A 20,929-nucleotide genomic window follows, 5' to 3' on the forward strand; every position below is an offset into this window, starting at 1 on the left:
CCCGCCCCGATCAGAGGTCGGTGGCGATGATCCTCTCGATGTTCCGCTCCGCGAGGGCGGTGATCGTGACGAACGGGTTGACGCTCGTGTTGCCGGGGATGAGCGAGCCGTCGATGACGTAGAGACCGTTGTATCCGTGGAGCCGACCGTAGTTGTCCGTCGCCCGGTTCAGGACGGCGCCGCCCAGCGGGTGGTAGGTCAGGTGGTCACCCCAGATCTTGTTCGTGCCGAACAGGTCGGTCCGGTAGATCGTCCCTTCGGTCTTGTTGATCTTGTCGAAGATGGTCTTCGCCATCGTGATCGAGTCCTGCTTCCACGCGGTCTGCCAGGACAGGTCGACCTTTCCGCTCGTCGGGTTGTAGCTGAATGCCGCCCGGCGCTGGGTCTTGGTGATCGCGAGGTAGAAGGACGCGAACGTCTCGAGACCGGCAGGCAGCGGCGCGACCTCGGCGAAGGCGCCACCGGCGTCCCAGTTGTCGATGCCCGAGCACGGAATCGTCGACTGCACGTCACCGGTGGCGTCCCACATGTGGTTGGCCCGCCCGACCATCACGTTGCCGTTGTCGCCCCATCCCTGGCCGACGTCGCTGTTCAGTGCGGGCAGCGCGCCGGTCGCCTTCAGCTTCACCAGCAGCTTGCTCGTGCCGACGCTGCCGGCCGCGAAGAACACCTTGCCCGCGTTGACCGTCTTCGTGGCCACCACGTCGCCGGCGGTGTTGATCTGCTCGAGGACGACGTCGTACCCACCGGCTGCGGCGGGCTGGACCGACGTGGCCCGGTGCAGGGAGGAGATCGTGACCTTCCCGGTCGCGGCGGCCTGGGCGAGGTACGTCTTCGGCAGCGTCCTCTTGCCGTAGTTGTTCCCGTAGATGACTTCCTGGGCCAGCGCCGACTTCGGGACGCTGCCGTTGTCCTCGGAGACCATGTAGTTCCAGTCGTACACGTCCGGGACGAACGTCCACGCGAAGCCCGAGCGCTGAGCGTGCTTCCGGCCCACGCGCGAGTACTGGTAGTAGGAGGTCCGTTCGAACCAGTCCGGGTCGACGGATCCGACGCCGAGAGCGGCATTGGCCCGCGGGTAGTAGGTGGAGTACATCTCCGCGGCATCGACCGAGGGGAGGATGGCTCCGAAGTTCTCCCGCTTTGGCGTGACGGCCATGCCTCCGTTGACGAGCGAGCCGCCGCCCACGCCGCGCCCCTGGTAGACGGAGATCCCGGCGAAGTCCTCGGCGTCCAGGATGCCGGCATGCTTGGTGATGTCCTTGTCGATGGGGAACCCGAGGAAGTTGCTGAGCGGCTGCTTGGTTCGGGTGCGCATCCAGAAGGCGCGGTGATCTGGGCTGGTGATCTTCGGATGGATCCTGCCGTCGCTCCCGGGTGCGACGGTGGCCCAGTCCTGGCCCATCTCGACCATGTGAACGTTGATGCCGGCCTGGGCCAGCCGCAGGGCCGCGACCGAGCCGCCGTAGCCGGTGCCGATGACCAGCACCGGCACCTGCGCACCGTTGCCGATCGACGACGGCGCCGCGGTGGCCCACGTCGGGCTGGTTCCGAATGCTCCTCCCAGCATTCCGACCCCAGCCAGTGAGCCTGCGCCGAGCACGAACCCTCGGCGTGACAGGCCCCGCGACCTGTCCTCTCGTGGTGTGTTGCTCAAGATGACCTCCCTTTTCATCACTGATTGCTAGAACATGTTCTAGTATGCCGGTGGGGGTGTCAGAGGTTTCGCAACATTCATGAAGACCGGCAAGATACATCGACAGGGAGGTCGCATGGTCACCGCATGCGTTTGGGGCACGGGAAACATCGGTCGGCTCGCCATCCGGGCGGTCGAGGCACACCCACGACTCGAGCTGACCAGCGTGCTCGTCCACGACCCCGACAAGGTCGGCCGGGACGCGGGTGACCTCGCGGAGCTCGGCCGTCACATCAACGTCGCCGCCACCGACGACATCGACTCGGTGCTCGCGACGCGTCCGCAGGCGATCGTGTACGCCGCGTCCGGCGACATCCGTCCCGACGAGGCTCTCGCCGACATCGTGCGAGCACTCGGGGCCGGGGCCGTGGTGGTCACGCCCGCCCTCTACGCGCTCTACGACCAGCGCAACGCCCCGCCGGAGATGCGTGAGCCGGTGCTGGCCGCCATCGCCGAGGGCGGCGGGTCGCTCTTCGTCTCCGGGGTCGATCCCGGGTGGGGGAACGACGTGCTGCCCCTCCTGGTCAGCGGCCTGGGCAGCACCGTGGACGTCGTCCGGTGCCAGGAGATCTTCGACTACTCCACCTACGACCAGCCCGACTCCGTCCGCTATCTCGTCGGGATGGGCCAGCCGATGGACTACGACGCCCCGATGCTCATGGAGACCGTGCCCACCATGGTGTGGGGCGGCCAGGTCCGGCTGCTGGCCCGCGGGCTCGAGGTCGAGCTCGACGAGATCCGGGAGACCGTCGAGCGACTGCCGCTGGACGAGACCGTGACCACCGCGTCGATGGGCGACTTCGAGAAGGGCACCCAGGGTGCGGTGCGCTTCGAGGTCCAGGGGATCGTCGGTGGTGAGCCGCTCATCGTCGTCGAGCACGTCACCCGGATCCATCCCTCCTGTGCCCCGCACTGGCCGACGCCACCCGACGGCGACGGCGCTCACCGGGTGATCATCGAGGGCGACCCGCGGATCGAGGTGACGGTCGAGGCAACCGACAGGTCCGGCAACCGTGCGGCCGGCGGCAATGCCACCGCGGTCGGACGGCTGGTCGGCGCGATCGAGTGGCTCATCGACGCAGACCCCGGCCTCTATGACGCGCTCGACGTCCCGCTCCGTCCGGCGACCGGCAAGCTCGGCGCGGCCAAGATCGTCCAGGAAGGTGTGACCGCATGATCATCGACGTCCCCGAGGGGCAGGACCCGATCACGTACGTCTGGGGCTCGATGGTCCCCGGGATCGGCCCGGCCGCCGCCGGCCTCTCCCTCGCCGTCTACGAGCACACCACGCTCGGGCTCCGCGAGTTCGAGGCCGCCCGGCTGCGGATCGCCCAGATCAACGGGTGCGTCTTCTGTCTCGACTGGCGCACCGAGCGAGACGGGGAGAAGGTCGAGGACTCGTTCGCTGCGGCGGTCGAGGACTGGCGTACGACGGACGCCTTCGACGACCGAACCCGGCTCGCCGCCGAGTACGCGGAGCGCTACGCGATCGACCACCACGGCATCGACCAGGACTTCTGGGACCGGATGTCGGCCCACTACACCGATGCCGAGATCGTCGAGCTCAGCATGTGCCTCGGATCGTGGCTGGCGTTCGGTCGTCTCAACCATGTTCTGGGCCTCGATGCCACCTGTGTCCTGCCTTCTCCGAGGTAACAAGAACCTGACATCCAGGTGACGCAGAATTTCGGTGTTGCGCCCTCGGAACCGCAGGATTTCGACCTATCGTTGAGGCATGAAGACCTGCGATTTCTGCGGATGCTACGAGGCCGATCCCAACCGCCTCCTCGCGTGGACCACCGCGGTTGAGCGTGGGCGCTCGAAGTCGTTCTGCGAGGCCTGCTCGCGACGTCACGTGCGCTCCATGGAAGCCAAGCTCGACTCCGACTGGTGGGCGTGACCACCAGGCTCACATCCTCTGCGGCGCCTCGATCCCGAGGAGCCTGAGTCCCTCTGACAGCACTCGCCGGGTCGCCTCGCACAACGCGAGCCGGGTCTGCCTGACCTCACCCTCCGCCTTGAGCACCGGACAGTTCTCGTAGAACGCCGTCAGGGCGGTCGCCAGACCATAGAGGTACGCGGTCAGGTGATGAGGCTCCAAGGTGTCGGCGACCTTGGCGACCACCGGCGCGAACCCGCCCAGCTCCAGCGCCAGCCGCTGCTCGGCCGAGTGGGACAGGGTGGCGACGGCGTACGTCTCTTGCGGGGCCTGCGCGAGGATGCTGCACACCCGGGCGTGGGCGTACTGCAGGTACGGGCCGGTCTCGCCGGTCGTGGCCGACATCCGGGCGAGGTCGAAGGCGTAGTCGCGGGCGAGGTGGTTGGAGAGGTCGGCGTACTTCACGGCGGCATTGGCCACGGCGCGTACGACCTCGGGGTTGTCGTAGCGCTCGGCGACGGCCTCCTCGGCGTCGTCGAGGAGCGAGGTGAGCGTGACCGTCTCACCCGAGCGGGTCTTGAAGGGCCGGCCGTCGGTGCCGAGGACCGTGCCGAAGCCGATGTGCTGGACCTCGACGGAGTCGGGCAGCCAGCCGGCGGCCCGGGCGACGGCGAAGATCATCTCGAAATGCTGGCTCTGCCGGTGGTCGACGATGTAGACGACCCGGTCCACGGCCAGGTCCTCGACGCGGTGCCGGATCGTGGCGAGGTCGGTGGCCGCGTACCCGAAGCCGCCGTCGGCCTTCCGTACGATCAGCGGCAGCGGTGTGCCGTCGCGGCCGGTGAAGCCGTCGGGGTAGACGACCTGGGCGCCGGCCGACTCGGTCAGCAGACCCGATGCCCGAAGATCGTCCACCACGCCTGGAAGCTGCGGATTGTAGCGGCTCTCGCCGTCGAAGTCGTCCTCGTCCAGGAGTACGCCGAGCCGGCTGTAGGTGGCGTCGAACTCCGCCATCGAGGCGTCGACGAGCGCCCGCCAGAGCGCGAGGGTCGTCGGTTCGCCGGACTGGAGCGCGACCACCCGCCGGCGGGCGGAGCCGGCGAAGCCCGGATCGTCGTCGAAGCGTGCCTTGGCCCGCCGGTAGAGGGCGAGCAGCTCGGTCATGTCAAGGCCGGCGACCCTCGCCGGGGCGCTGAGACCCTCCCCGAGCAGCTCCTCGACCAGCATGCCGAACTGGGTGCCCCAGTCGCCGAGATGGTTCTGACGCACGACGTCGTGGCCGGCGTAGGCCAGCACCCTGGCCAGGGAGTCGCCGATGACCGTGGAGCGCAAGTGGCCGACGTGCATCGGTTTGGCGACGTTGGGGGAGGAGTAGTCGACGACGACCCGAGTCGGGCTCTCCGGTTCGGGCACGCCCAGGCGTGGGTCGGTCAGCAGGTCGCCGACGACCGCGCCGAGGACGTCGGGGGACCAGGTGAGGTTGAGGAAACCGGCCCCGGCCAGCTCGAGGGTGCCGAGGCGATGTATCGAGCTTGTCGAGATGTCTCCCAGATCGAGTGCGTCGATGAGGCGGGCGCCGATCTCCCGCGGCGCCAGGCCGAGCAGACCGGCCAGCCGCAGCGGGAGGTTGGACTGGAGGTGGCCGAACTCGGGCCGGGTGGCCGGGCGCAGCTCGGGATCGATGCCGGCGTAGGCCTCGCCGAAGCAGGCGACGACGGCGTCCTGCAGGCATGCGGACAGGGCAAGAGTGTGCTCGTGCACGAGAGTGGTCCTAGGAGGTGAAGAGGGCAGGCTGACGCGAGGGCGGGGTCAGAGACCCATGCCTCGTCGTCGCAGCGCGCTCTTCGTGACCATGTCCGCAAGGGTGCCGGAGGCGTCTGCGGAGGTCAAGCCGGTTCGCCCGTTCCTGTTTCCGTTCCGGCTGAGGCGATCAGGTCCCAGGCACAGCCGCAGTACGGATGCCGCAGCCAGGATCGGACGGTGGGCGGGTCCTCACGGGTGAGGATCACCGACGCCGACCACGAGGCCGGGGTGCGTCCGGCGAGGTAGGTGCGGGCGTCGCGTACGGCCCAGGAGAGCGCGAGGGACTGCAGCAGCGGGTCGCTCGGCACCTCGTTGCCGACGAGCTGGCTCACGACCACGGCACGCCGCTCGTCCTCCTCGGCGCGGGTCGCGTCGACGCAGCGGAGGCAGGCGGTGACCCCGGGGACGACCAGCGGGCCCACCGTCCAGGTGTCGGGACCGCTCTCGACGACGAGGTGTGCCCGGCCCTCGCGCACCATCTCGTCTGCTCGCTCGCGGTCCAGCGGCCCCTCGGAGAGGAGCACGACGATGTCCGGGGCGCTCGGCGTCGCCGGGGCCGGTCCGATCAGCGCCCGTGCCGCCGAGAGCAGGGCAGGCGGACCGTCGAAGCCCACCCGGGGTGGCGGGTCGCCGCCGTCCGCATCCATCAGCAGGCCGGCGTTGCCCAGCTGCTGCATCGCGTGCCGCCCGGGCAGGTGGTCGGGCTCGACCGCCCGGCCGGCGGCGAGGTCGGTCAGCAGGCGACGTACCTCCGCGCCGTCCTGCACGATCGCCCGCCGTGGCGGGTCGATGCCGATCTGGAGTCGGGTCTCATCACGTCGTACGGCCACGTACCCCGGCCGAATCCGGTAGCGCATGCTCATGCCGGGAGTCTCACACCGGCCGAGATTTCCCGCACCGACAATCCACAAGGCCTGTGGATAACCTCCCGAGGCGTCACGCGCGTCGGCCGAGTTGGCACTCGGTTGACGCTTCGCTCGACGGGGCTGACGCTTCGCTCGACGGGGCTGACGCTTCGGCAAAACGTGGCAGCGGCGCCGCCGGACATGCCGGGGACGCCGCCGCGTGGGCTCAGGATGAACTGAGTGGTCAGGCCTTACCGAGGATGCGGTTGAGGTTGGTGCTGCAGACGGGGCAGACGGCCTTGGCCATCTTGGTGCCCTTGTCGTTCACCCGGATCTCACCGGTCGCCTCGCGCTTCTCCTTGCACTTCACGCAGTAGAACTCGCCGCTCCAGGTCTCCGCCATGACGGCCTCCTTGCCTTTATGTAACTGGTCGTCGCGACGGGGTTGTCAGGGAAGCCCGTCGGAAGCTCGTCTGACGAGCCACCTCGACCCTACGACACACGGCGCTTCCGGCGGCAACACGGGCTATCAAGCGAGTGTCGGCGTGTTGGCGTCATACCAAGGGATTCGGGGCTTTCGAAGACGTATCGAAGGTCCGTCGAAGGCTCCCGCCAAGGTCTGGGACGGGAGCCGAAGAATGGAGGGACCCCCGGTGCCTGGATCGTCCTTCGCCTTCCCCTTGCGAAGGCCGTCCGGCGGCGCCGGGGGTCCCACTGACATCGAACCTAAAGAGGATGAGGGAGTGCGTCAACGTCCCACTCCGTGTTGCTTGTGGACAAGATGTGGACAACCCCGCTTTGCTTGGGGACAGCCAGTGGAAGACATCCGCTTTCCTGTGAGTAACCAAGGTGACGGGACGGAGAGTTTTCGGTTGAATCCAGACCTTGACCTGGGAAAAGCATTCTCCATCGGTTGTGGAGGACAAAAATAGTTGGAGGAAGATTTGGTAGGCGAGCCGTTGTCCCCCGTCGCAGCCCTGCGTCGGATCGCATTCCTGCTCGAGCGCGGTCGCGAGGACACCTACAAGGTGAAGGCGTTCCGCGCCGCAGCGGCCGCGATCCTTCCCCTCTCCGAGGAGGACGTACGCCGTCGGGCGGCCGAGGGCACCCTGACCGAGCTGACCGGGGTCGGTGCCAGCACGGCCAAGGTGATCACCGAGGCCGCGCGCGGCGAAGTTCCGCAGCGGCTGCTGGACACCGAACGCGTCCACGGCGGTCCGTTGACGGCTGCCGGAGCGGGGGAGAGGCTGCGAAGCAGGCTCCGCGGCGATCTGCACAGCCACTCCGACTGGTCCGACGGCGGGTCGCCGATCGAGGAGATGGCCTTCACCGCGATCGAGCTGGGCCATGAGTATCTGGTGCTCACCGACCACAGTCCGCGGCTGACGGTCGCCAACGGTCTCAGTGCCGCCCGCCTGGAGCGCCAGCTCGGCGTCGTCGATGCCGTCAACGACCACCTCGCCGGACACGGGTTCACCCTGCTGAAGGGGATCGAGGTCGACATCCTCGACGACGGCAGCCTCGACCAGACCGACGAGATGCTCGCCAAGCTCCAGCTGCGGGTCGCCAGCGTTCACTCCAAGCTCAAGATGGAGAAGGAGCAGATGACCAAGAGGATGGTCACGGCCGTCTCCACGACCCGGATGAACGTGCTCGGTCACTGCACCGGCCGGCTGGTCACCGGCAACCGCGGCACCCGGCCCGGCAGCCAGTTCGACGCCCGCAAGGTCTTCGAGGCGTGCGCCGAGCACGGGGTCGCGGTCGAGATCAACTCCCGGCCCGAGCGCAGGGACCCGCCGACCAAGCTCCTCGAGCTCGCGCGCGACGCCGGTTGCCTCTTCTCGATCGACTCGGACGCGCACGCTCCGGGGCAGCTCGACTTCCTCGTCCTGGGGTGCGAACGAGCCGAAACGGCTGGTATCGAAGAGGAACGGATCATCAACACCTGGCCGCGGGATCGCCTGCTGGCCTGGGCGAACAGGTAGTTTCTTGACCTATGGACGGCCCGGAGATCGAGGTGCGACGCAGCAAGCGGCGTCGGCGTACGGTCTCCGCCTACCGTGACGGCGACCGGATCATCGTGATGATCCCGGCGGCCATGTCCCAGCGGGAGGAGGCCGAGTGGGTCGAGCAGATGGTCGCCCGCCTGGAGAAGGCGGAGCGGCGTCGCAAGCCCAGCGACGATGATCTGATGCGGCGATCGGCCGCGCTGAGCGACCAGTACTTCGGCGGCCTGGCCAAGCCCGACTCCGTACGCTGGGTCGACAACCAGAACAGTCGCTGGGGCTCGTGCACCCCGGGTGACCGCTCGATCCGGCTCAGCGACCGGCTCCGAGGGATGCCGAGCTGGGTCGTCGACTACGTGCTCGTCCACGAGCTCGCCCACCTCTTCGAGGCCAAGCACAACGAAGCCTTCTGGGCGTGGGTCGACCGCTACCCCCAGGCCGAGCGCGCCAAGGGCTACCTGGCCGGCTGGTCCGCCGCCGCCAAGCTCCCCGCCCCTCCGGGCGAGGACGACGACGTCGAAGAGATCGACTGACCCTGCCGAGTCGGCGCGTCATGACGCGCCGACTCGGCAGGGAATCGTGTCAAGATGCGCCGACTCGGCGGGATTGGGCGAGCTTGATGAGCTCGATCATCTCCGGCTCGGGATCGGGGATGGCGTCGACCGGCCACCAGCGTACGTCCAGCGACTCCTCGCTCACCGTCGGAACCGCGCCGGCGGGAGCGACGGCCAGGAAGCGCACATCGAGGTGGTGGACATCGCCGGAGGGAGCGCAGAAGGGCACCGGGTGCTCGGAGAGCTGCACCACGCCGGCGAGCGGCTCGAGCCCGGCGACCCCGGACTCCTCCCGCAGCTCGCGAGCGGCAGCCGCCCACAACGTCGGGTCATCGGACTCGAGATGACCGCCGAACTGGAACCAGCGTCGCGCCTTGCGGTGGTGGGTCAGCAGTACTGAGGAACCGTCGTCGGAGAGCACCACGCACGAGGCCGTCAGGTGGTCGGGTACGCACGACTTGAAGACGCCGGTCGGCTCGGCCTCGAGATGGGAGACGTAGCGCTGCCGCAAGCTCTCCTGCGGAGCGGACGGCGCCCTCCACGCCCGCAGGGTCGCGAGCGCGTCAGCGTGCAGACTCACTTGTCGCCGGGGTCGTCGGACTCAGTTCCGCCGAGCAGCTTCTTGAGCTCCGCGTCGAAGTCGATCGAGTCGACATCGGGAGCCTCGGCGCCCTCGCGGAAGCCGAGCGGGTCGTCGAGGTCGGCCGAGGTGGGTAGCAGCGCCGGGGACATCCAGACGCCGTCGCGGGCCTCGATGCCCTGCCGGGTGCGCAGCGAGCCCCACAGGGCGGCCGCGTCCCGCAGCCGCCGCGGACGGAGATCGAGACCGACCAGGGTCGCGAAGGTCTGTTCGGCCGGACCGCCGGCAGCCCGCCGGCGGCGTACGGCCTCCTGCAGCTGCGCCGCGACCGGCATCCTCTCGGCGGTGGCCAGGGCGACGACCTCGTCGACCCAGCCCTCCACGAGCGCCAGCACGATCTCGAGCCGCTCCAGCGCTGCCTTCTGGGCCGGAGAGTCGGGAACCTCGAACATGCCTTCCTCGAACATGTTCTGCAGCTGGGAGGGGTCCTGCATGGCGGAGAGGTCCAGACCGCGCATCTGCTCCTCGATGCGCTGCTGCATGGCCTCCATGTTGAGCTCGACGCCGCGCGCGTAGTCGGTCACGGCCGAGACCACGTGGTCACGCAGCCACGGCACGCCGGCGAAGAGCCGTTGGTGGGCGGCCTCGCGCAGGGCCAGGAAGAGCAGCACGTCGTCGGTGCTGACGCCCAGGCCCTCGGCGAAGGGCTCGACGTTGACCGGCAGCAGCGCGGCCTGACCGGGCTCGGTCAGCGGGATGCCGATGTCGGAGACGGAGATGACCTCGCCGGCGAGATGGCCGAGACCGGTGCCGGCCTGGTTCGCGTACAGCGCGCCCATCGCCTTGCCGACGAACCCGATCATCGGACCCATCTGGGCCTTCATGTCCTCGGGGAGCTGGCCGCTCATCGCGGCCGCGGTCGACGCCGCGACCGGCTCGATCAGCGGTTTCCACGCGTCCAGGGTGTTGACCAGCCACTCGGCCTTCGACCAAGCGGTGGCGGACTTCACCCCGGAGGGGAACGACGTGGTGTCCTCCAACCAGTGGTCGGCCAGCTGGATCGCGTCGGCGACTGCGTCCTTCTGCTTCTGAGAAGGCGTCGGGTCGGGCGAGGACGCGGCGACCTTGCGGGCGAGGTCCATCGCGACGTCCCAGTTGAGCGGACCGTCATAGGGCTGTAGCAGCGACTGGATCTGACCGAAGATCTGGCTCAGGTCAGGCATGCCGCCGGGGCCTCCACCGACGCCGCCGATGGGGAAACCACCGAAGAACGCTTCAAAGGGCGTGCCCTTGAAGGGGTTCTCCGGCTCCTCCGGCTCGTCGGGGCCACCTGGGGTCTGACTCATAAGTCCAGCCTACGCGGTTACGGAAGCCCGCTGTCAGCAAGCACTAGTCTGGGTCCCATGGCTGAACCGAAGATTGGCGCCGTCAAGCTCCTCGACATCCGGGAGACCCCGCTCGATGTCACCGAGGTGCTGGACGCACTCGACGACGACGCTTCCGGCGGGGTGACGCTCTTCGTCGGCCGCGTACGTGACCACGACGGGGGCAAGGGCGTGACCGGCCTCGACTACCAGGCCCATCCGAGCGCTCTGGACCGCCTGGCCGAGGTCGCTGAGAAGGTGGCCGCCGACCACGGCGTCGCGGGTGTCGCCGCTGTCCACCGCACCGGCCACCTCGACATCGGCGACATCGCCGTCATCGTGGCCACCGCCTCCGGCCACCGGGGCGAGGCCTTCGCCGCCTCGCGCGACCTCATCGACACCCTCAAGGCCGAGGTGCCGATCTGGAAGCACCAGGTCTTCACCGACGGCACCGACGAGTGGGTCGGCGCGCCCTGATGCGCGCCGCCACCCCACCAAATAGGCTCTGACCGTGGACATCCTGCTCTGGCTCGTACCCTCTGCGGTCATCACTGTGCTGGCGATGGCCTGGGTCGCGTTCCTCGGACGTGAGGGGCGCGAGCAGGACCGCGAAGAGGTCGTACGCCGCCTCGGGATCGCGCTGGAGAACACGAAGACCCGCGAGCGCTCGAGGAAGTACGCAGCGCCCCAGCCGCCGCCCGACAGATCGACCGGAGTCGCGGTTCGTGTCAACCGCGATGTCTCTCGGACGGGCCCTTAGGGTGCACTTGGTCTCGAATGAGAAGGTGACGCTATGACACAGCGCACCCTGGCCGGTCTCGTCGCCCTGCCGCTCGTGGTTGCCCTGATCGTGATCGCCTGGGTCGTTCCGCTGCCTTACACGATCTACAGCCCCGGCCCGACGGTGAACGTGCTGGGCGAGTTCGACGGCAAGGACATCGTTCAGGTCGAGGGTCACAAGAGCTACCGCGACAAGGGGCAGCTGCGGATGACCACGGTCTCCGAGACCACCCGCGAGGCCCGGCTCGGGCTCTGGACCCTGCTCGGCGCCTGGATGAGCGACACCGAGGCCGTCTACCCGCGCGAGGTCGCCTACCCCGACCAGGGCACCGTCGAGGACGACCGCGAGGCCGGGCAGGTGCAGATGGCCAGCGCCCAGGACGCGGCGATCGCGGCGGCGCTCACCAAGCTCGGTGAGGACGTCGACGAGGTTTCGGTCGCCGAGGTCAGCGACGACGCACCGGCCGCCGGCAAGCTGAAGGCCGACGACGTGATCACCAAGGTCGGCGACAAGGCCGTCGACACCCCCGAAGCGGTCGTCGCCGAGGTGCAGAAGGTCGAGCCCGGTGACCCGGTCGAGCTGACCGTCGAGCGCAAGGACAAGACGCTCACCCAGACCATCAAGACCGGCGAGAAGGACGGCAAGGCCTTCATCGGCGTCTCGCTGGGAGCGACCTACGAGTTCCCCTACGACGTCAAGATCACCCTCGACCCGGCGATCGGCGGACCGAGCGCCGGGTTGATGATGGCGCTCTCGGTCTACGACACCCTCACCGAGGGCCCGTTGACCGGCGAGAAGAAGATCGCCGGGACCGGAACCATCGACGGTGACGGCAACGTCGGCCCGATCGGCGGGATCCAGCAGAAGATCCCGGGTGCGGCCTCGGACGGAGCCGAGCTCTTCCTGGTGCCCGCCGGCAACTGCCAAGACGTCGAGGGAGCCGAGAACGGTGACATGCGCCTGACCCGTGTGGAGACCCTCGATGACGCCATCAAGGCGATCGAAACCTGGACCGAGGACCCGAATGCCAAGCTGCCGACCTGTGGGAGCGCGAAATGAACGACACCCCTGAGCCCACCCCCGAGCTCAGCCGCGGTCTCGACCTGGAGACCGACCCCGCCCTGGCCGCGGCGGTCCTCGAGATCGAGGCCCATGTCGCCGGCGAGGGCTGGGACGGGCCGGCGAGGCTCTTCGCCCTGGTCGACACCGCCGCGCTGGTCGAGGCCGAGCCGGCGCTGGCCACGATGATGGGCCTGGACGCTCCCGATCAGGACGGCTCGCTGACCCCGATCGAGCAGGACCAGGTGCCGGTGACGACCCAGCTGGAGGAGGTCCTCCAGACGACCGCCTGGCCGCAAGGGGTCACCGGCTGCGCCGCGGTCGTCGAGCGCCTGGTGCTGCCCCCCGACGCCGACGGCAAGATCCCCGAGGACGCCGAGGCGGCCGCGGAGTTCGCCAAGGCGCACCCCGACCGGCAAGAGGTACGCATCGTGGCCGGCGCGACACGTGCTGGTGCTACGTACTGTGCCCTGCGGTTGAAGGCGCACGACGACGACCAGTCGGTCATCGGCGGCGTCGACCTGGTCCCCGAGCTCCTCGAGCTGCTGCGTGGCACTCTTGAGGAGAACCCAGACAACGAGGGTGAAGAATGAGCCTGTTTGACGACGACGATCCGGCGCAGGCGCCGGCGCGCACCCAGAGCACCGGCCGCAACCGATGGCTGGCGATCGCGGCCGTCTCGGTCATCGTGCTCTTCTTCGGCATCAGCGCCTTCGCGGCGATCTACACCGACGCGCTGTGGTACGACGCGATCGACTTCAGCAGCGTCTTCGGCACGGTCTTCTGGACGCGTACGGCCCTCTTCGTCATCTTCTTCGTGCTGATGGCGATCATGATCGGGCTGCCCGCGGCGCTCGCGTACCGCACCCGTCCCTACTTCCACCCGGCCGACGACATCGGTGGGCTGGACCGCTACCGCGACGCGATCGCCCCGATCCGCACCTGGCTCCTGGTCGGCGTCGCCGGTGTGTCGGGGATCTTCGCGGGCTTCTCGGGCGCCGGCCACTGGCGTACGTATCTGATGTGGCGCCACGGGCGCGACTTCGACAAGACCGATGAGTTCTTCGGCAAGGACATCGGCTTCTACATCTTCGACCTGCCGTGGTGGCACTATCTGGTCAACTTCGCGCTGACCGGGCTGATCCTCGGCACCATCGGCGCGATGATCGTGCACTACGTCTACGGCGGGATCCGGCTCACCGCGCAGCGCGACCGGTTCACCCGCTCCGCGCAGATCCAGCTCAGCGCGATGCTCGGGCTGATCCTGCTGGTCAAGGGACTCGACTACTGGGTCGACCGCTACGACCTGGTCAACGGCTCCGGCCCCCGCCTGGACGGGATGACCTACACCGACGAGCACGCGGTGCTGCCGGCCAACCAGATCCTGCTCGGGATCGCGGTGATCTGTGGCGTGCTGTTCATCCTCAACATGTGGCGGCGCAGCTGGCAGCTGCCCTCGATCGCGATCTCGCTGTTCGCGATCTCGGTGCTGCTGATCGGGATGATCTGGCCCGCGGTCGTGCAGGGCTTCCAGGTCCGGCCGAGCGAGCAGGACAAGGAGAAGCCCTACCTGGCGGCCAACATCAAGGCCACCCAGGACGCCTACGGCATCTCCAAGGACGACCTCGAGGTGACCGAGTACACCTCGCAGGCCGAGGCCGACGGCGCCTCGCCGGAGCAGCTCGACGAGACCGCGTCCTCGCTGCCGATCGTCGATCCCGCGGTCGTCCACCGCGAGTTCGAGCAGGTCCAGCAGGGTCGCTCCTACTACTCGGTGCACGAGCCGCTGGACATCTCCACCTACGACGTCGGCGGCAAGGAGCGGGCGGTCGTCCTCGGCGTACGCGAGCTCAACCAGGCCGGGATCTCCGACTCCGACCGCACCTGGACCAACCTGCACACGGTCTACACCCACTCCAACGGCGTGATCGCCTCCTACGCCAACATGCGCGGAGCCGACGACAAGTCCGAGTCGAACCAGATGCAGTGGGCCGAGGGTGACCGCACCGGGCAGCACGACCTGACCTCTGGCCAGGGCAAGTTCCAGGACAAGGTCTACTTCGGCGAGGACTCGCCTGAGTACTCGATCGTCGGGAAGCCCGCGAAGGGCAACGCGGTCGAGCTCGACTACAACTCCGAGGACGGCGAGACCCGGACGACGTACGAAGGTGCCGGCGGTGTCCCGATCGGCTCCAACTTCCGTCAGCTGATGTACGCCATCCAGTTCGGCTCCACGAACTTCCTGCTCTCCTCGCGCGTCAACGAGAACTCCGAGATCCTCTACGACCGCTCCCCGAAGGAGCGGGTGCAGAAGGTCGCGCCGTGGCTGACCCTCGACGACGACGTCTACCCGGTCGTCGTCGGCGGGCGGATCCAGTGGGTGGTCGACGGCTACACGACCACCGACCGCTACCCGCAGGCCGCGCGCGACTCGTTCGCCTCGATGACCGACGACGCCACCCAGACCTCGGCCGGGGTGCAGACGCTGCCGACCGACGAGATCAACTACATGCGCAACGCGGTGAAGGCGACCGTGGATGCGTATGACGGCACGGTCACGCTCTACGAGTGGGACGAGGCGGACCCGATCCTGCAGACGTGGGAGGCGGCCTTCCCCGGCACCGTGATGCCGAAGTCGTCGATCCCGAAGGAGCTGATGGAGCACCTTCGCTACCCCGAGGACCTCTACAAGGTGCAGCGCTACCAGCTGGCGCGCTACCACGTCTCCGACCCGGACGTCTTCTTCTCCGGCAACGAGCGTTGGGCCGTGCCCGAGGACCCGAACGACGACAACCACCAGCAGACGCCCTACCGGATGTTCCTCGACGACGGCTCGGGCACCGCACGCTGGTCGCTGACGTCCGCCTTCGTGCCCTACAACCGTCCGAACCTGGCGGCGATGATGTCGGTGGACTCGGATGCCACCTCGGAGAACTACGGGAAGATCCGGATCACCACCGGCTTCCCCGACGACACCCAGGGTCCGGGCATGGTCTCCAACGAGTTCCGTACGGACAAGGCGATCGCCGACGAGGTCGCCTCGTTCAACCGCTCCGGCTCGGCGCCGGTGTGGGGTCAGGTCATCACCTATCCGACGGCGAAGAACGGCATCCTGTACGTCGAGCCGATCTATGCCCGCCGGGCGACCGCCTCGACCTCGGGCTATGCGCAACTGGCCTTCGTGCTGGTCTCCTACGACGGACGGGTCGGCTACGGTTCGACGCTGAGCGAGGCCCTCGAGGTCGCGCTGACCGGCGCTGCCCCGACGCCCCCGACGGCCTCCGATCCCGACGAGGAACCGGCCGAGACCGATCCACCCTCCTCCGGTGACTCACCGGGTGAGGTCGGTCAGCTCCTCGAGGACGCGCGTGCCCTGTTCGCCCAGGCCGACGAGGCCGGCAAGTCCGGCGACTACGCCGAGCGCGAGCGCCTCATCGCCGAGGCTCAGGACAAGGTCGACCAGGCCGCCGACCTCATCTCGGGAGGCTGAGGACACCTCCGATTAGGGGTCCGTTTCCCTCCGCGTGTAATGTTCTTCTTGCGACGCGGGGTGGAGCAGCTCGGTAGCTCGCTGGGCTCATAACCCAGAGGTCACAGGTTCAAATCCTGTCCCCGCTACTCCAAGACGAAGGCCCGGACCGAAAGGTCCGGGCCCTCGTGATTTCGGCTCGAGATGCGGTCCGGTTCATCCGCAGCACTGGCGTCGGCCGACACCTCGAATTTGGGTTCGGCTCAGTTCGCGGTAGAGTTCTTCTTGCGACGCGGGGTGGAGCAGCTCGGTAGCTCGCTGGGCTCATAACCCAGAGGTCACAGGTTCAAATCCTGTCCCCGCTACTCCAAGACGAAGGCCCGGACCGAAAGGTTCGGGCCTTCGTGAGTTCAGGACCTGACCGGGGAGAAGCTCGCCGATACCGCGGTGCGGGGCCAGGTCCAGGCGTACCGCACGATGAGGGCGAGCAGGGTCAGCTCCAGGACGACCCCGAGGCCGTAGTAGTACACGTAGAACCCACCCGCCACGTTGAACACCGTGACGGGGAGGTAGAGCGAGGCCACGACGAGGTTCGCGGTGCGGCTCACCCGTGCGGGCAGCGTCGTCGACAGCACGACCATGAAGATCGGGACGGCCATCATGGTCAGCGCCGTGATCGAGAAGGTCTGGGAGAGGTCGAACTCGAAGACCTTGCCGTCGAGGATGTCGTCGACCATCCCCGGCGTGTAGAAGCCGAGAATGTCGACGTAGGCGTACAGGAACATGAAGCTCGTCCAGGCGGCGGCGAGCTTGACTCGCACCGGGATCGGCTGATCTTCCAGAGTGGCGGTGGGCTGGCTTGTTCTCATCATGCGCTCCGTTGTGGTGAGGATCGGTACGTCCACGATGGCTGCGTCCGGCCGCGGGCAGATCCGCCAGGAGGCCGGAGTTCGCCTGGCCGAAGGCACGACCTCGCTCTCGTACTTTTGGTGGGTACGCCGAGGCGTGCCGATCCCTAGGCTGGAGCCGTGATCACTGTCCGGCGTTCCATCTGGCACGAGCCGCGGCCCGCTGACGTCCCACCCGTCGGTCGTCTCGACTGGCTGCTGGTGGGGGCGTTCGCCGTCGCCGCCCTGGTCGAGGGCATCGTGCGGCCGGACTTGGCCTGGCGACCCGTGGTGACGGTGCTCGCCCTGGCGCTGATCCCCGCCCTGCTCTGGCGGCGGGGCCGCCCCTTGGTCGCCGCCGTGGTCGGGTGGGGCGTCGCCGGGGTGCTCTCGCTCCTCCAGCTGAGCGCGCATGCCGGGGACCTCGACCTCTACTCCATGCTGGCCGTCCTGATCCTGCTCTACTCCCTGGTGCGGTGGGGCTCGGGACGGGAGATCGTCCTGGGGACGGCGTTCGTGACGGTCGTCGTCGCGCTGGGGATGTACGCGACTCACCGAGCGCGAGGAGGAGGTGCTCGCGCTGGTGGCGCGGGGCCGGACCAACGCCGAGATCTCCGCCGAGCTCTACATCAGTCTGAGCACGGTCAAGACCCACGTCGCCTCGCTGATGATCAAGCTCGGCGCCCGCAACCGCGTCGAGATCGCGATGTGGGCCTACGACACGAGACGCGTGTGACCCCGCGCCCTCTCCTCGCCGACCTGGGAACGGCAGCGGCCCACCCACCCGGTCGGGGGTGAATGGGCCAGTGCGTGTTCTACGACCAGTTGTGGGCGGTCAGTCCTTCAGCCAGGCGTCCACCTTGTCGGCGTTGTCGTCGACCCACTTCTTGGCGGCGTCGTCGGGGTCCATCTGGTCCTCGGCGATGTACTTCGCGACGAGGTTCTGGTCCTCGTTGGTCCAGGTGAAGTTCTTGACCAGACCGACCGCGGGGCTCTTGGAGTCGGCGAAGTCCTTCGACACGACCTTGTTCAGGTCGTAGACCGGGTAGTCGCAGGCGACCTTGGCCGGGTCGGCGTCGCAGCCGTCGGTGTACTCGGGCAGGTCGACCTTGACCAGCTCGACCTCGCTGAGGAACCACTGCGGCTCGTAGAAGTAGCCGAGCATCGGCTTCTTGTTCTTCTCCGCGTCGCGGAACGCCTCGATCAGCGCGGTCTCGCTGCCGGCGTAGACGACCTTGTAGTCGAGCTTCAGGTTGCTCACCAGTGCCTCGTCGTTGGTGACGAAGCCCGGGTCGCCGTCGTAGAGCGTGCCCTTGTCGCCGGACTCGGTGGTCTTGAACAGGGAGGCGTACTTGTTGAGGTTCTTCCCGTCCGTGATGTCGGGGTACTTCTCCGCCATCCACGGCGGTACGTACCAGCCGATGACGCCCTCGTTGCCGGTCGACCCGAAGTCGACGGCCGAGCCGTCACCGCCCTGGTCGGCCATGTACTTCTTCTGCAGCTCCGGGTGGCCCCAGTTCTCCACGACGACGTCGACCTCGCCGCTGCCGAATCCCTTCCAGGAGACCTGCTCGTCGAGGTCCTTGTAGTTGACCGTGCAGCCCAGCCGGGTCTCCGCGACGTGGCCGAGCACGTGGGCGTCGGCCTCGTAGCCGACCCATGGGTTGATCGCGACGTCGAGATCGTCGCACTTGGTGTCGCCCTCGGCGGTGGCGTTCTCGATCGACCCGCCGCCACACCCGCTCAGGGTGACGGCCAGGCCGAGTCCGGCCAGGGCGGCCGCGACGGTGCGCGGGCGCTTGGGTTCCATGCTGTTGCCTCTCGGGAAAGGGATGTGGAACATCGCCGGGTCTCAGGCCCGCGAATCTGGGGATGCGGCGGACGCGCGCTGGGCGCCGTACGTCGTGATGCGGTCGAGCATGATGCCGATCAGCACGATGGTGATCCCGGCGGCCAGGCCGCGGCCGACGGCACTGGACTGGCGGAAGCCGGTCACCACGTCGAAGCCCAGCGCTCCGGCGCCCGCCATGCCGCCGATGACCACCATCGACAGCACGTAGAGCAGGCCCTGGTTGGTGGCCAGCAGCACCGAGCTGCGCGCCATCGGCAGCTGGACCTTCGTGATCATCTGCCACGCGGAGGAGCCCGCCATCTCGGCGGCCTCGATCGTGTTCGGGGAGACCGCGCGTACGCCGTCGGCGACCAGCTTGATCGCGACCGGAGCGGCATAGACGACACCGGCGAGCATCGCGGTGAAGCGGTTGGGGCCGAACAGGATCAGGATCGGGACGAGGTAGACGAACGGAGGCAGGGTCTGGCCCATGTCGAGGAGGGGCCGCAGGCCCACGTCGACCCGGTTGCTGCGGCCCATCAGCACACCGAGAACCACCGCGAGCAGCACCACGACGACGGTCGCCACCAGGCAGGCGGTGAGGGTCTCCATGGCGTGGTTCCACAGGCCGAGGCCGAGGATCATGCCCAGGCAGAGGACGGTCGCGACAGCCGCGCGTCGACCACCGACCACGGCGGCGATCGCCAGGATGGCCGCCGCCGTCACGAACCACGGGGAGTCCGCGAAGAGGCTCTGGATCGGGTTGAGCGCGTAGTCGGTGAACCCACGCTGGATGCCGTCGGTCAGGTGCGACAGATCGGTGCGCAGCCATTCGCCGAACCGGTCGACCGCGTTGCGCAGCGGCGTGCCGAGGTCGGGCTGCGAGGGGAACTCGTTGGCCCAGATGTAGTTGTGGGACAGGTAGAGCGCGACCAGCGTGCCGATGCCTGCCACGGCCAGCCCGATCCGGCGGAACGGGCCACCACGCTCGCCGGCACGGGCCGCGAGCTCGGCCCGGAAGCCGGCCGCGGTCATCGAGCGGTCGAGCATGACCGCCATGATCACGATCGCGATGCCGGCGACGAACGAGGTGCCGAGCTGACCGCGCTTGAGGCCGTCGAGGACCGGCTGGCCCAGGCCCGGGCTGTCGATGTACGCCGCGATGGTCGCCATCGAGAGCGCGGCCATCATGGTCTGGTTGATGCCGGCGATGATCGTGCGCTTGGCCATCGGCAGCTCGACATTCCAGAGTCGCTGGAAGCCGGTCTGACCGAGCGAATCGGTCGCCTCGATCACCGGGCCGGAGACCGACCGGATGCCGTGCGCGGTGATCCGGATGACCGGCGGGGCGGCGTAGATCAGCGTCATCATCACCGCGGCCGCGGGACCGATCCCGAACAGGATGCTCATCGGCAGCAGGTAGACGAACGGAGGCATCGTCTGCATGACGTCGAGGACCGGGGTGACCAGGGCGGACACGCGCCGGCTGTGCGCCATCAGGACACCGATCGCGATGCCGACGAGGCACGAGACAACGACCGCGAAGAAGGTCACGATCAGGAGGTCGATGGCGTCGTTCCAGTAGCCGAGCACGCCGAAGGCGAGGAAGCACGGCACCACCAGCGCGACCGTGCGCCAGCCCGCCGCGACGTACGCCACCAGGGCGGCCACCGCGATCGTGCCGAGCCAGCCGATCTGCGGAAGCGGGCGTGGGAACTGGGCGACGGTGAAGATCCCCTGGAGCCATGCGAACACGCTGTCGACGAGGTCGGCGACCGCGCCCGCGAGGTTGATGAACACGTTGCTGCCGCTCGCGGCGGCCTGCTCGACCCACGCGCTGCGGTCGCCGAGCCAGTCGAAGACCGGGGTGCGGGCGGAGCCCCCGATCACCAGCGTGTACTGATCCTTGAAGAGCGCCCAGGCCACCACCCACACCAGGAGTACGCCGAGCAGCGATGCCGCGCGCCAGTGGCGGCGCAGCGTCGCGAGCGCCGGTGATCCGGCCGGCTCCTGGTCGCGGGTGCCGCCGTCAGGGGCAGGACGTTCGAGCGTCGAGGTGGACATGCCACTCACTCCCCGGCCCCGGGGGCCGGGCCCCGCCGCCGGGGCCGGGCGGGCGCGCCGCTGCAGGGCCCCCCCACCACCCCCCCCCCCCACCACCCCCCGCGCCGCAAG

At 68.4% G+C, this 20,929-nt stretch carries 19 protein-coding genes, 2 tRNA genes and 1 pseudogene; 13 read left to right on the plus strand and 9 right to left on the minus strand.

All coding sequences use genetic code 11. The features are described from left to right. Positions 1 to 10: 10 nt before the first annotated feature. A complete protein-coding gene (locus ABZ796_RS03715) occupies positions 11 to 1,570 on the minus strand; it encodes a GMC oxidoreductase (RefSeq protein WP_357334734.1) in 1,560 nt (519 codons plus the stop codon). A gap of 202 nt (positions 1,571 to 1,772) precedes the next feature. On the opposite strand from ABZ796_RS03715, the gene ABZ796_RS03720 reads away from it, so the two are divergent. The 3 genes from ABZ796_RS03720 (at position 1,773) to ABZ796_RS03730 (ending at position 3,596) form a co-directional block, all read left to right on the plus strand. Next, the gene (locus ABZ796_RS03720; RefSeq protein ID WP_357334735.1) at positions 1,773 to 2,873 is read left to right on the plus strand and encodes a dihydrodipicolinate reductase; all 1,101 of its coding nucleotides are present in this window, start codon (positions 1,773 to 1,775) and stop codon (positions 2,871 to 2,873) included. Next, positions 2,870 to 3,352, plus strand: coding sequence for a carboxymuconolactone decarboxylase family protein (locus tag ABZ796_RS03725; RefSeq protein ID WP_357334736.1), 483 nt, complete (start codon positions 2,870 to 2,872; stop codon positions 3,350 to 3,352). Before ABZ796_RS03720 ends, ABZ796_RS03725 begins: the two co-directional genes overlap by 4 nt. 79 nt (positions 3,353 to 3,431) lie before the next feature. Beyond that, positions 3,432 to 3,596 (plus strand): hypothetical protein, encoded by a 165-nt coding sequence (locus tag ABZ796_RS03730; RefSeq protein WP_168381087.1) that lies wholly within the window; start codon positions 3,432 to 3,434, stop codon positions 3,594 to 3,596. 9 nt (positions 3,597 to 3,605) lie between these two features. Here ABZ796_RS03730 and argS read toward each other — a convergent pair whose 3' ends face one another. From argS to ABZ796_RS03745, 3 genes are all read right to left on the minus strand, one after another. Next, positions 3,606 to 5,303: an arginine--tRNA ligase gene (gene argS / locus ABZ796_RS03735; RefSeq protein ID WP_357334894.1), complete on the minus strand. Its 1,698-nt coding sequence runs from the start codon at positions 5,301 to 5,303 to the stop codon at positions 3,606 to 3,608. Between the two features lie 158 nt (positions 5,304 to 5,461). After that, a complete protein-coding gene (locus ABZ796_RS03740; protein WP_357334738.1) occupies positions 5,462 to 6,241 on the minus strand; it encodes a hypothetical protein in 780 nt (259 codons plus the stop codon). Between the two features lie 226 nt (positions 6,242 to 6,467). Further along, a complete protein-coding gene (locus ABZ796_RS03745) occupies positions 6,468 to 6,626 on the minus strand; it encodes a DUF5679 domain-containing protein (protein WP_091051197.1) in 159 nt (52 codons plus the stop codon). Positions 6,627 to 7,182: 556 nt separating this feature from the next. Here ABZ796_RS03745 and ABZ796_RS03750 point away from each other — a divergent pair. Both ABZ796_RS03750 and ABZ796_RS03755 read left to right on the plus strand, forming a co-directional pair. Next, complete coding sequence (locus tag ABZ796_RS03750; protein ID WP_357334739.1) at positions 7,183 to 8,208, plus strand: PHP domain-containing protein; 1,026 nt, start codon at positions 7,183 to 7,185, stop codon at positions 8,206 to 8,208. Between the two features lie 11 nt (positions 8,209 to 8,219). Beyond that, positions 8,220 to 8,762, plus strand: coding sequence for a M48 family metallopeptidase (locus ABZ796_RS03755; RefSeq protein ID WP_357334741.1), 543 nt, complete (start codon positions 8,220 to 8,222; stop codon positions 8,760 to 8,762). 49 nt (positions 8,763 to 8,811) lie between these two features. Here ABZ796_RS03755 and ABZ796_RS03760 read toward each other — a convergent pair whose 3' ends face one another. Both ABZ796_RS03760 and ABZ796_RS03765 read right to left on the minus strand, forming a co-directional pair. Then, the gene (locus ABZ796_RS03760) at positions 8,812 to 9,363 is read right to left on the minus strand and encodes an NUDIX hydrolase (protein ID WP_357334742.1); all 552 of its coding nucleotides are present in this window, start codon (positions 9,361 to 9,363) and stop codon (positions 8,812 to 8,814) included. After that, entirely contained in the window at positions 9,360 to 10,709 is a 1,350-nt protein-coding gene (locus ABZ796_RS03765) for a zinc-dependent metalloprotease (protein WP_357334743.1), read from the minus strand. Before ABZ796_RS03765 ends, ABZ796_RS03760 begins: the two co-directional genes overlap by 4 nt. A 57-nt stretch (positions 10,710 to 10,766) precedes the next feature. On the opposite strand from ABZ796_RS03765, the gene ABZ796_RS03770 reads away from it, so the two are divergent. From ABZ796_RS03770 to ABZ796_RS03800, 7 genes are all read left to right on the plus strand, one after another. Continuing rightward, complete coding sequence (locus ABZ796_RS03770) at positions 10,767 to 11,204, plus strand: molybdenum cofactor biosynthesis protein MoaE (RefSeq protein ID WP_357334744.1); 438 nt, start codon at positions 10,767 to 10,769, stop codon at positions 11,202 to 11,204. A gap of 34 nt (positions 11,205 to 11,238) precedes the next feature. Continuing rightward, positions 11,239 to 11,487, plus strand: coding sequence for a hypothetical protein (locus ABZ796_RS03775; RefSeq protein WP_357334745.1), 249 nt, complete (start codon positions 11,239 to 11,241; stop codon positions 11,485 to 11,487). 33 nt (positions 11,488 to 11,520) lie between these two features. After that, a complete protein-coding gene (locus tag ABZ796_RS03780) occupies positions 11,521 to 12,567 on the plus strand; it encodes a PDZ domain-containing protein (RefSeq protein WP_357334746.1) in 1,047 nt (348 codons plus the stop codon). Beyond that, on the plus strand, positions 12,564 to 13,160 hold the full coding sequence (locus ABZ796_RS03785) for a PPA1309 family protein (protein ID WP_357334748.1): 597 nt from the start codon (positions 12,564 to 12,566) through the stop codon (positions 13,158 to 13,160). The genes ABZ796_RS03780 and ABZ796_RS03785 overlap by 4 nt, the downstream gene beginning before the upstream one ends. After that, positions 13,157 to 16,057 (plus strand): UPF0182 family protein, encoded by a 2,901-nt coding sequence (locus ABZ796_RS03790; RefSeq protein ID WP_357334749.1) that lies wholly within the window; start codon positions 13,157 to 13,159, stop codon positions 16,055 to 16,057. Before ABZ796_RS03785 ends, ABZ796_RS03790 begins: the two co-directional genes overlap by 4 nt. A gap of 54 nt (positions 16,058 to 16,111) precedes the next feature. Next, positions 16,112 to 16,185: transfer RNA gene (locus tag ABZ796_RS03795), tRNA-Met, on the plus strand. 142 nt (positions 16,186 to 16,327) lie between these two features. Continuing rightward, a tRNA-Met gene (locus ABZ796_RS03800) sits at positions 16,328 to 16,401 on the plus strand. A gap of 45 nt (positions 16,402 to 16,446) precedes the next feature. Here ABZ796_RS03800 and ABZ796_RS03805 read toward each other — a convergent pair. Then, positions 16,447 to 16,905, minus strand: a complete 459-nt coding sequence (locus ABZ796_RS03805) for a DUF6326 family protein (RefSeq protein WP_357334750.1) — start codon at positions 16,903 to 16,905, stop codon at positions 16,447 to 16,449. Positions 16,906 to 17,473: 568 nt separating this feature from the next. Here ABZ796_RS03805 and ABZ796_RS03810 point away from each other — a divergent pair. After that, a pseudogene (locus ABZ796_RS03810) lies at positions 17,474 to 17,659 on the plus strand (LuxR C-terminal-related transcriptional regulator); the annotation flags it as partial. Positions 17,660 to 17,758: 99 nt separating this feature from the next. Here the strand turns inward: ABZ796_RS03810 and ABZ796_RS03815 are convergent. Both ABZ796_RS03815 and ABZ796_RS03820 read right to left on the minus strand, forming a co-directional pair. Further along, positions 17,759 to 18,733 carry an ABC transporter substrate-binding protein gene (locus tag ABZ796_RS03815; protein ID WP_357334751.1) on the minus strand — a complete coding sequence of 325 codons (975 nt, stop codon included), beginning with the start codon at positions 18,731 to 18,733 and terminating at the stop codon, positions 17,759 to 17,761. A 42-nt stretch (positions 18,734 to 18,775) separates the two neighbouring features. After that, on the minus strand, positions 18,776 to 20,818 hold the full coding sequence (locus ABZ796_RS03820) for an ABC transporter permease subunit (protein ID WP_357334752.1): 2,043 nt from the start codon (positions 20,816 to 20,818) through the stop codon (positions 18,776 to 18,778). Positions 20,819 to 20,929: the final 111 nt, after the last annotated feature.

The sequence above is a fragment of the Nocardioides sp. NPDC047086 genome, assembly GCF_040643685.1.
Lineage (GTDB): Bacteria > Actinomycetota > Actinomycetes > Propionibacteriales > Nocardioidaceae > Nocardioides.

Coding starts and splice junctions, on each gene's coding strand:
- ABZ796_RS03730 (WP_168381087.1), top strand. CDS start 3,432: ATGAAGACCTGCGATTTCTGCGGATGCTACGAGGCCGATCCCAACCGC.
- ABZ796_RS03755 (WP_357334741.1), top strand. CDS start 8,220: ATGGACGGCCCGGAGATCGAGGTGCGACGCAGCAAGCGGCGTCGGCGT.
- ABZ796_RS03805 (WP_357334750.1), bottom strand. CDS start 16,905: ATGAGAACAAGCCAGCCCACCGCCACTCTGGAAGATCAGCCGATCCCG.
- ABZ796_RS03740 (WP_357334738.1), bottom strand. CDS start 6,241: ATGAGCATGCGCTACCGGATTCGGCCGGGGTACGTGGCCGTACGACGT.
- ABZ796_RS03785 (WP_357334748.1), top strand. CDS start 12,564: ATGAACGACACCCCTGAGCCCACCCCCGAGCTCAGCCGCGGTCTCGAC.
- ABZ796_RS03720 (WP_357334735.1), top strand. CDS start 1,773: ATGGTCACCGCATGCGTTTGGGGCACGGGAAACATCGGTCGGCTCGCC.
- ABZ796_RS03820 (WP_357334752.1), bottom strand. CDS start 20,818: ATGTCCACCTCGACGCTCGAACGTCCTGCCCCTGACGGCGGCACCCGC.
- ABZ796_RS03745 (WP_091051197.1), bottom strand. CDS start 6,626: ATGGCGGAGACCTGGAGCGGCGAGTTCTACTGCGTGAAGTGCAAGGAG.
- ABZ796_RS03790 (WP_357334749.1), top strand. CDS start 13,157: ATGAGCCTGTTTGACGACGACGATCCGGCGCAGGCGCCGGCGCGCACC.
- ABZ796_RS03715 (WP_357334734.1), bottom strand. CDS start 1,570: ATGCTGGGAGGAGCATTCGGAACCAGCCCGACGTGGGCCACCGCGGCG.
- ABZ796_RS03780 (WP_357334746.1), top strand. CDS start 11,521: ATGACACAGCGCACCCTGGCCGGTCTCGTCGCCCTGCCGCTCGTGGTT.
- ABZ796_RS03765 (WP_357334743.1), bottom strand. CDS start 10,709: ATGAGTCAGACCCCAGGTGGCCCCGACGAGCCGGAGGAGCCGGAGAAC.
- ABZ796_RS03725 (WP_357334736.1), top strand. CDS start 2,870: ATGATCATCGACGTCCCCGAGGGGCAGGACCCGATCACGTACGTCTGG.
- ABZ796_RS03815 (WP_357334751.1), bottom strand. CDS start 18,733: ATGGAACCCAAGCGCCCGCGCACCGTCGCGGCCGCCCTGGCCGGACTC.
- ABZ796_RS03770 (WP_357334744.1), top strand. CDS start 10,767: ATGGCTGAACCGAAGATTGGCGCCGTCAAGCTCCTCGACATCCGGGAG.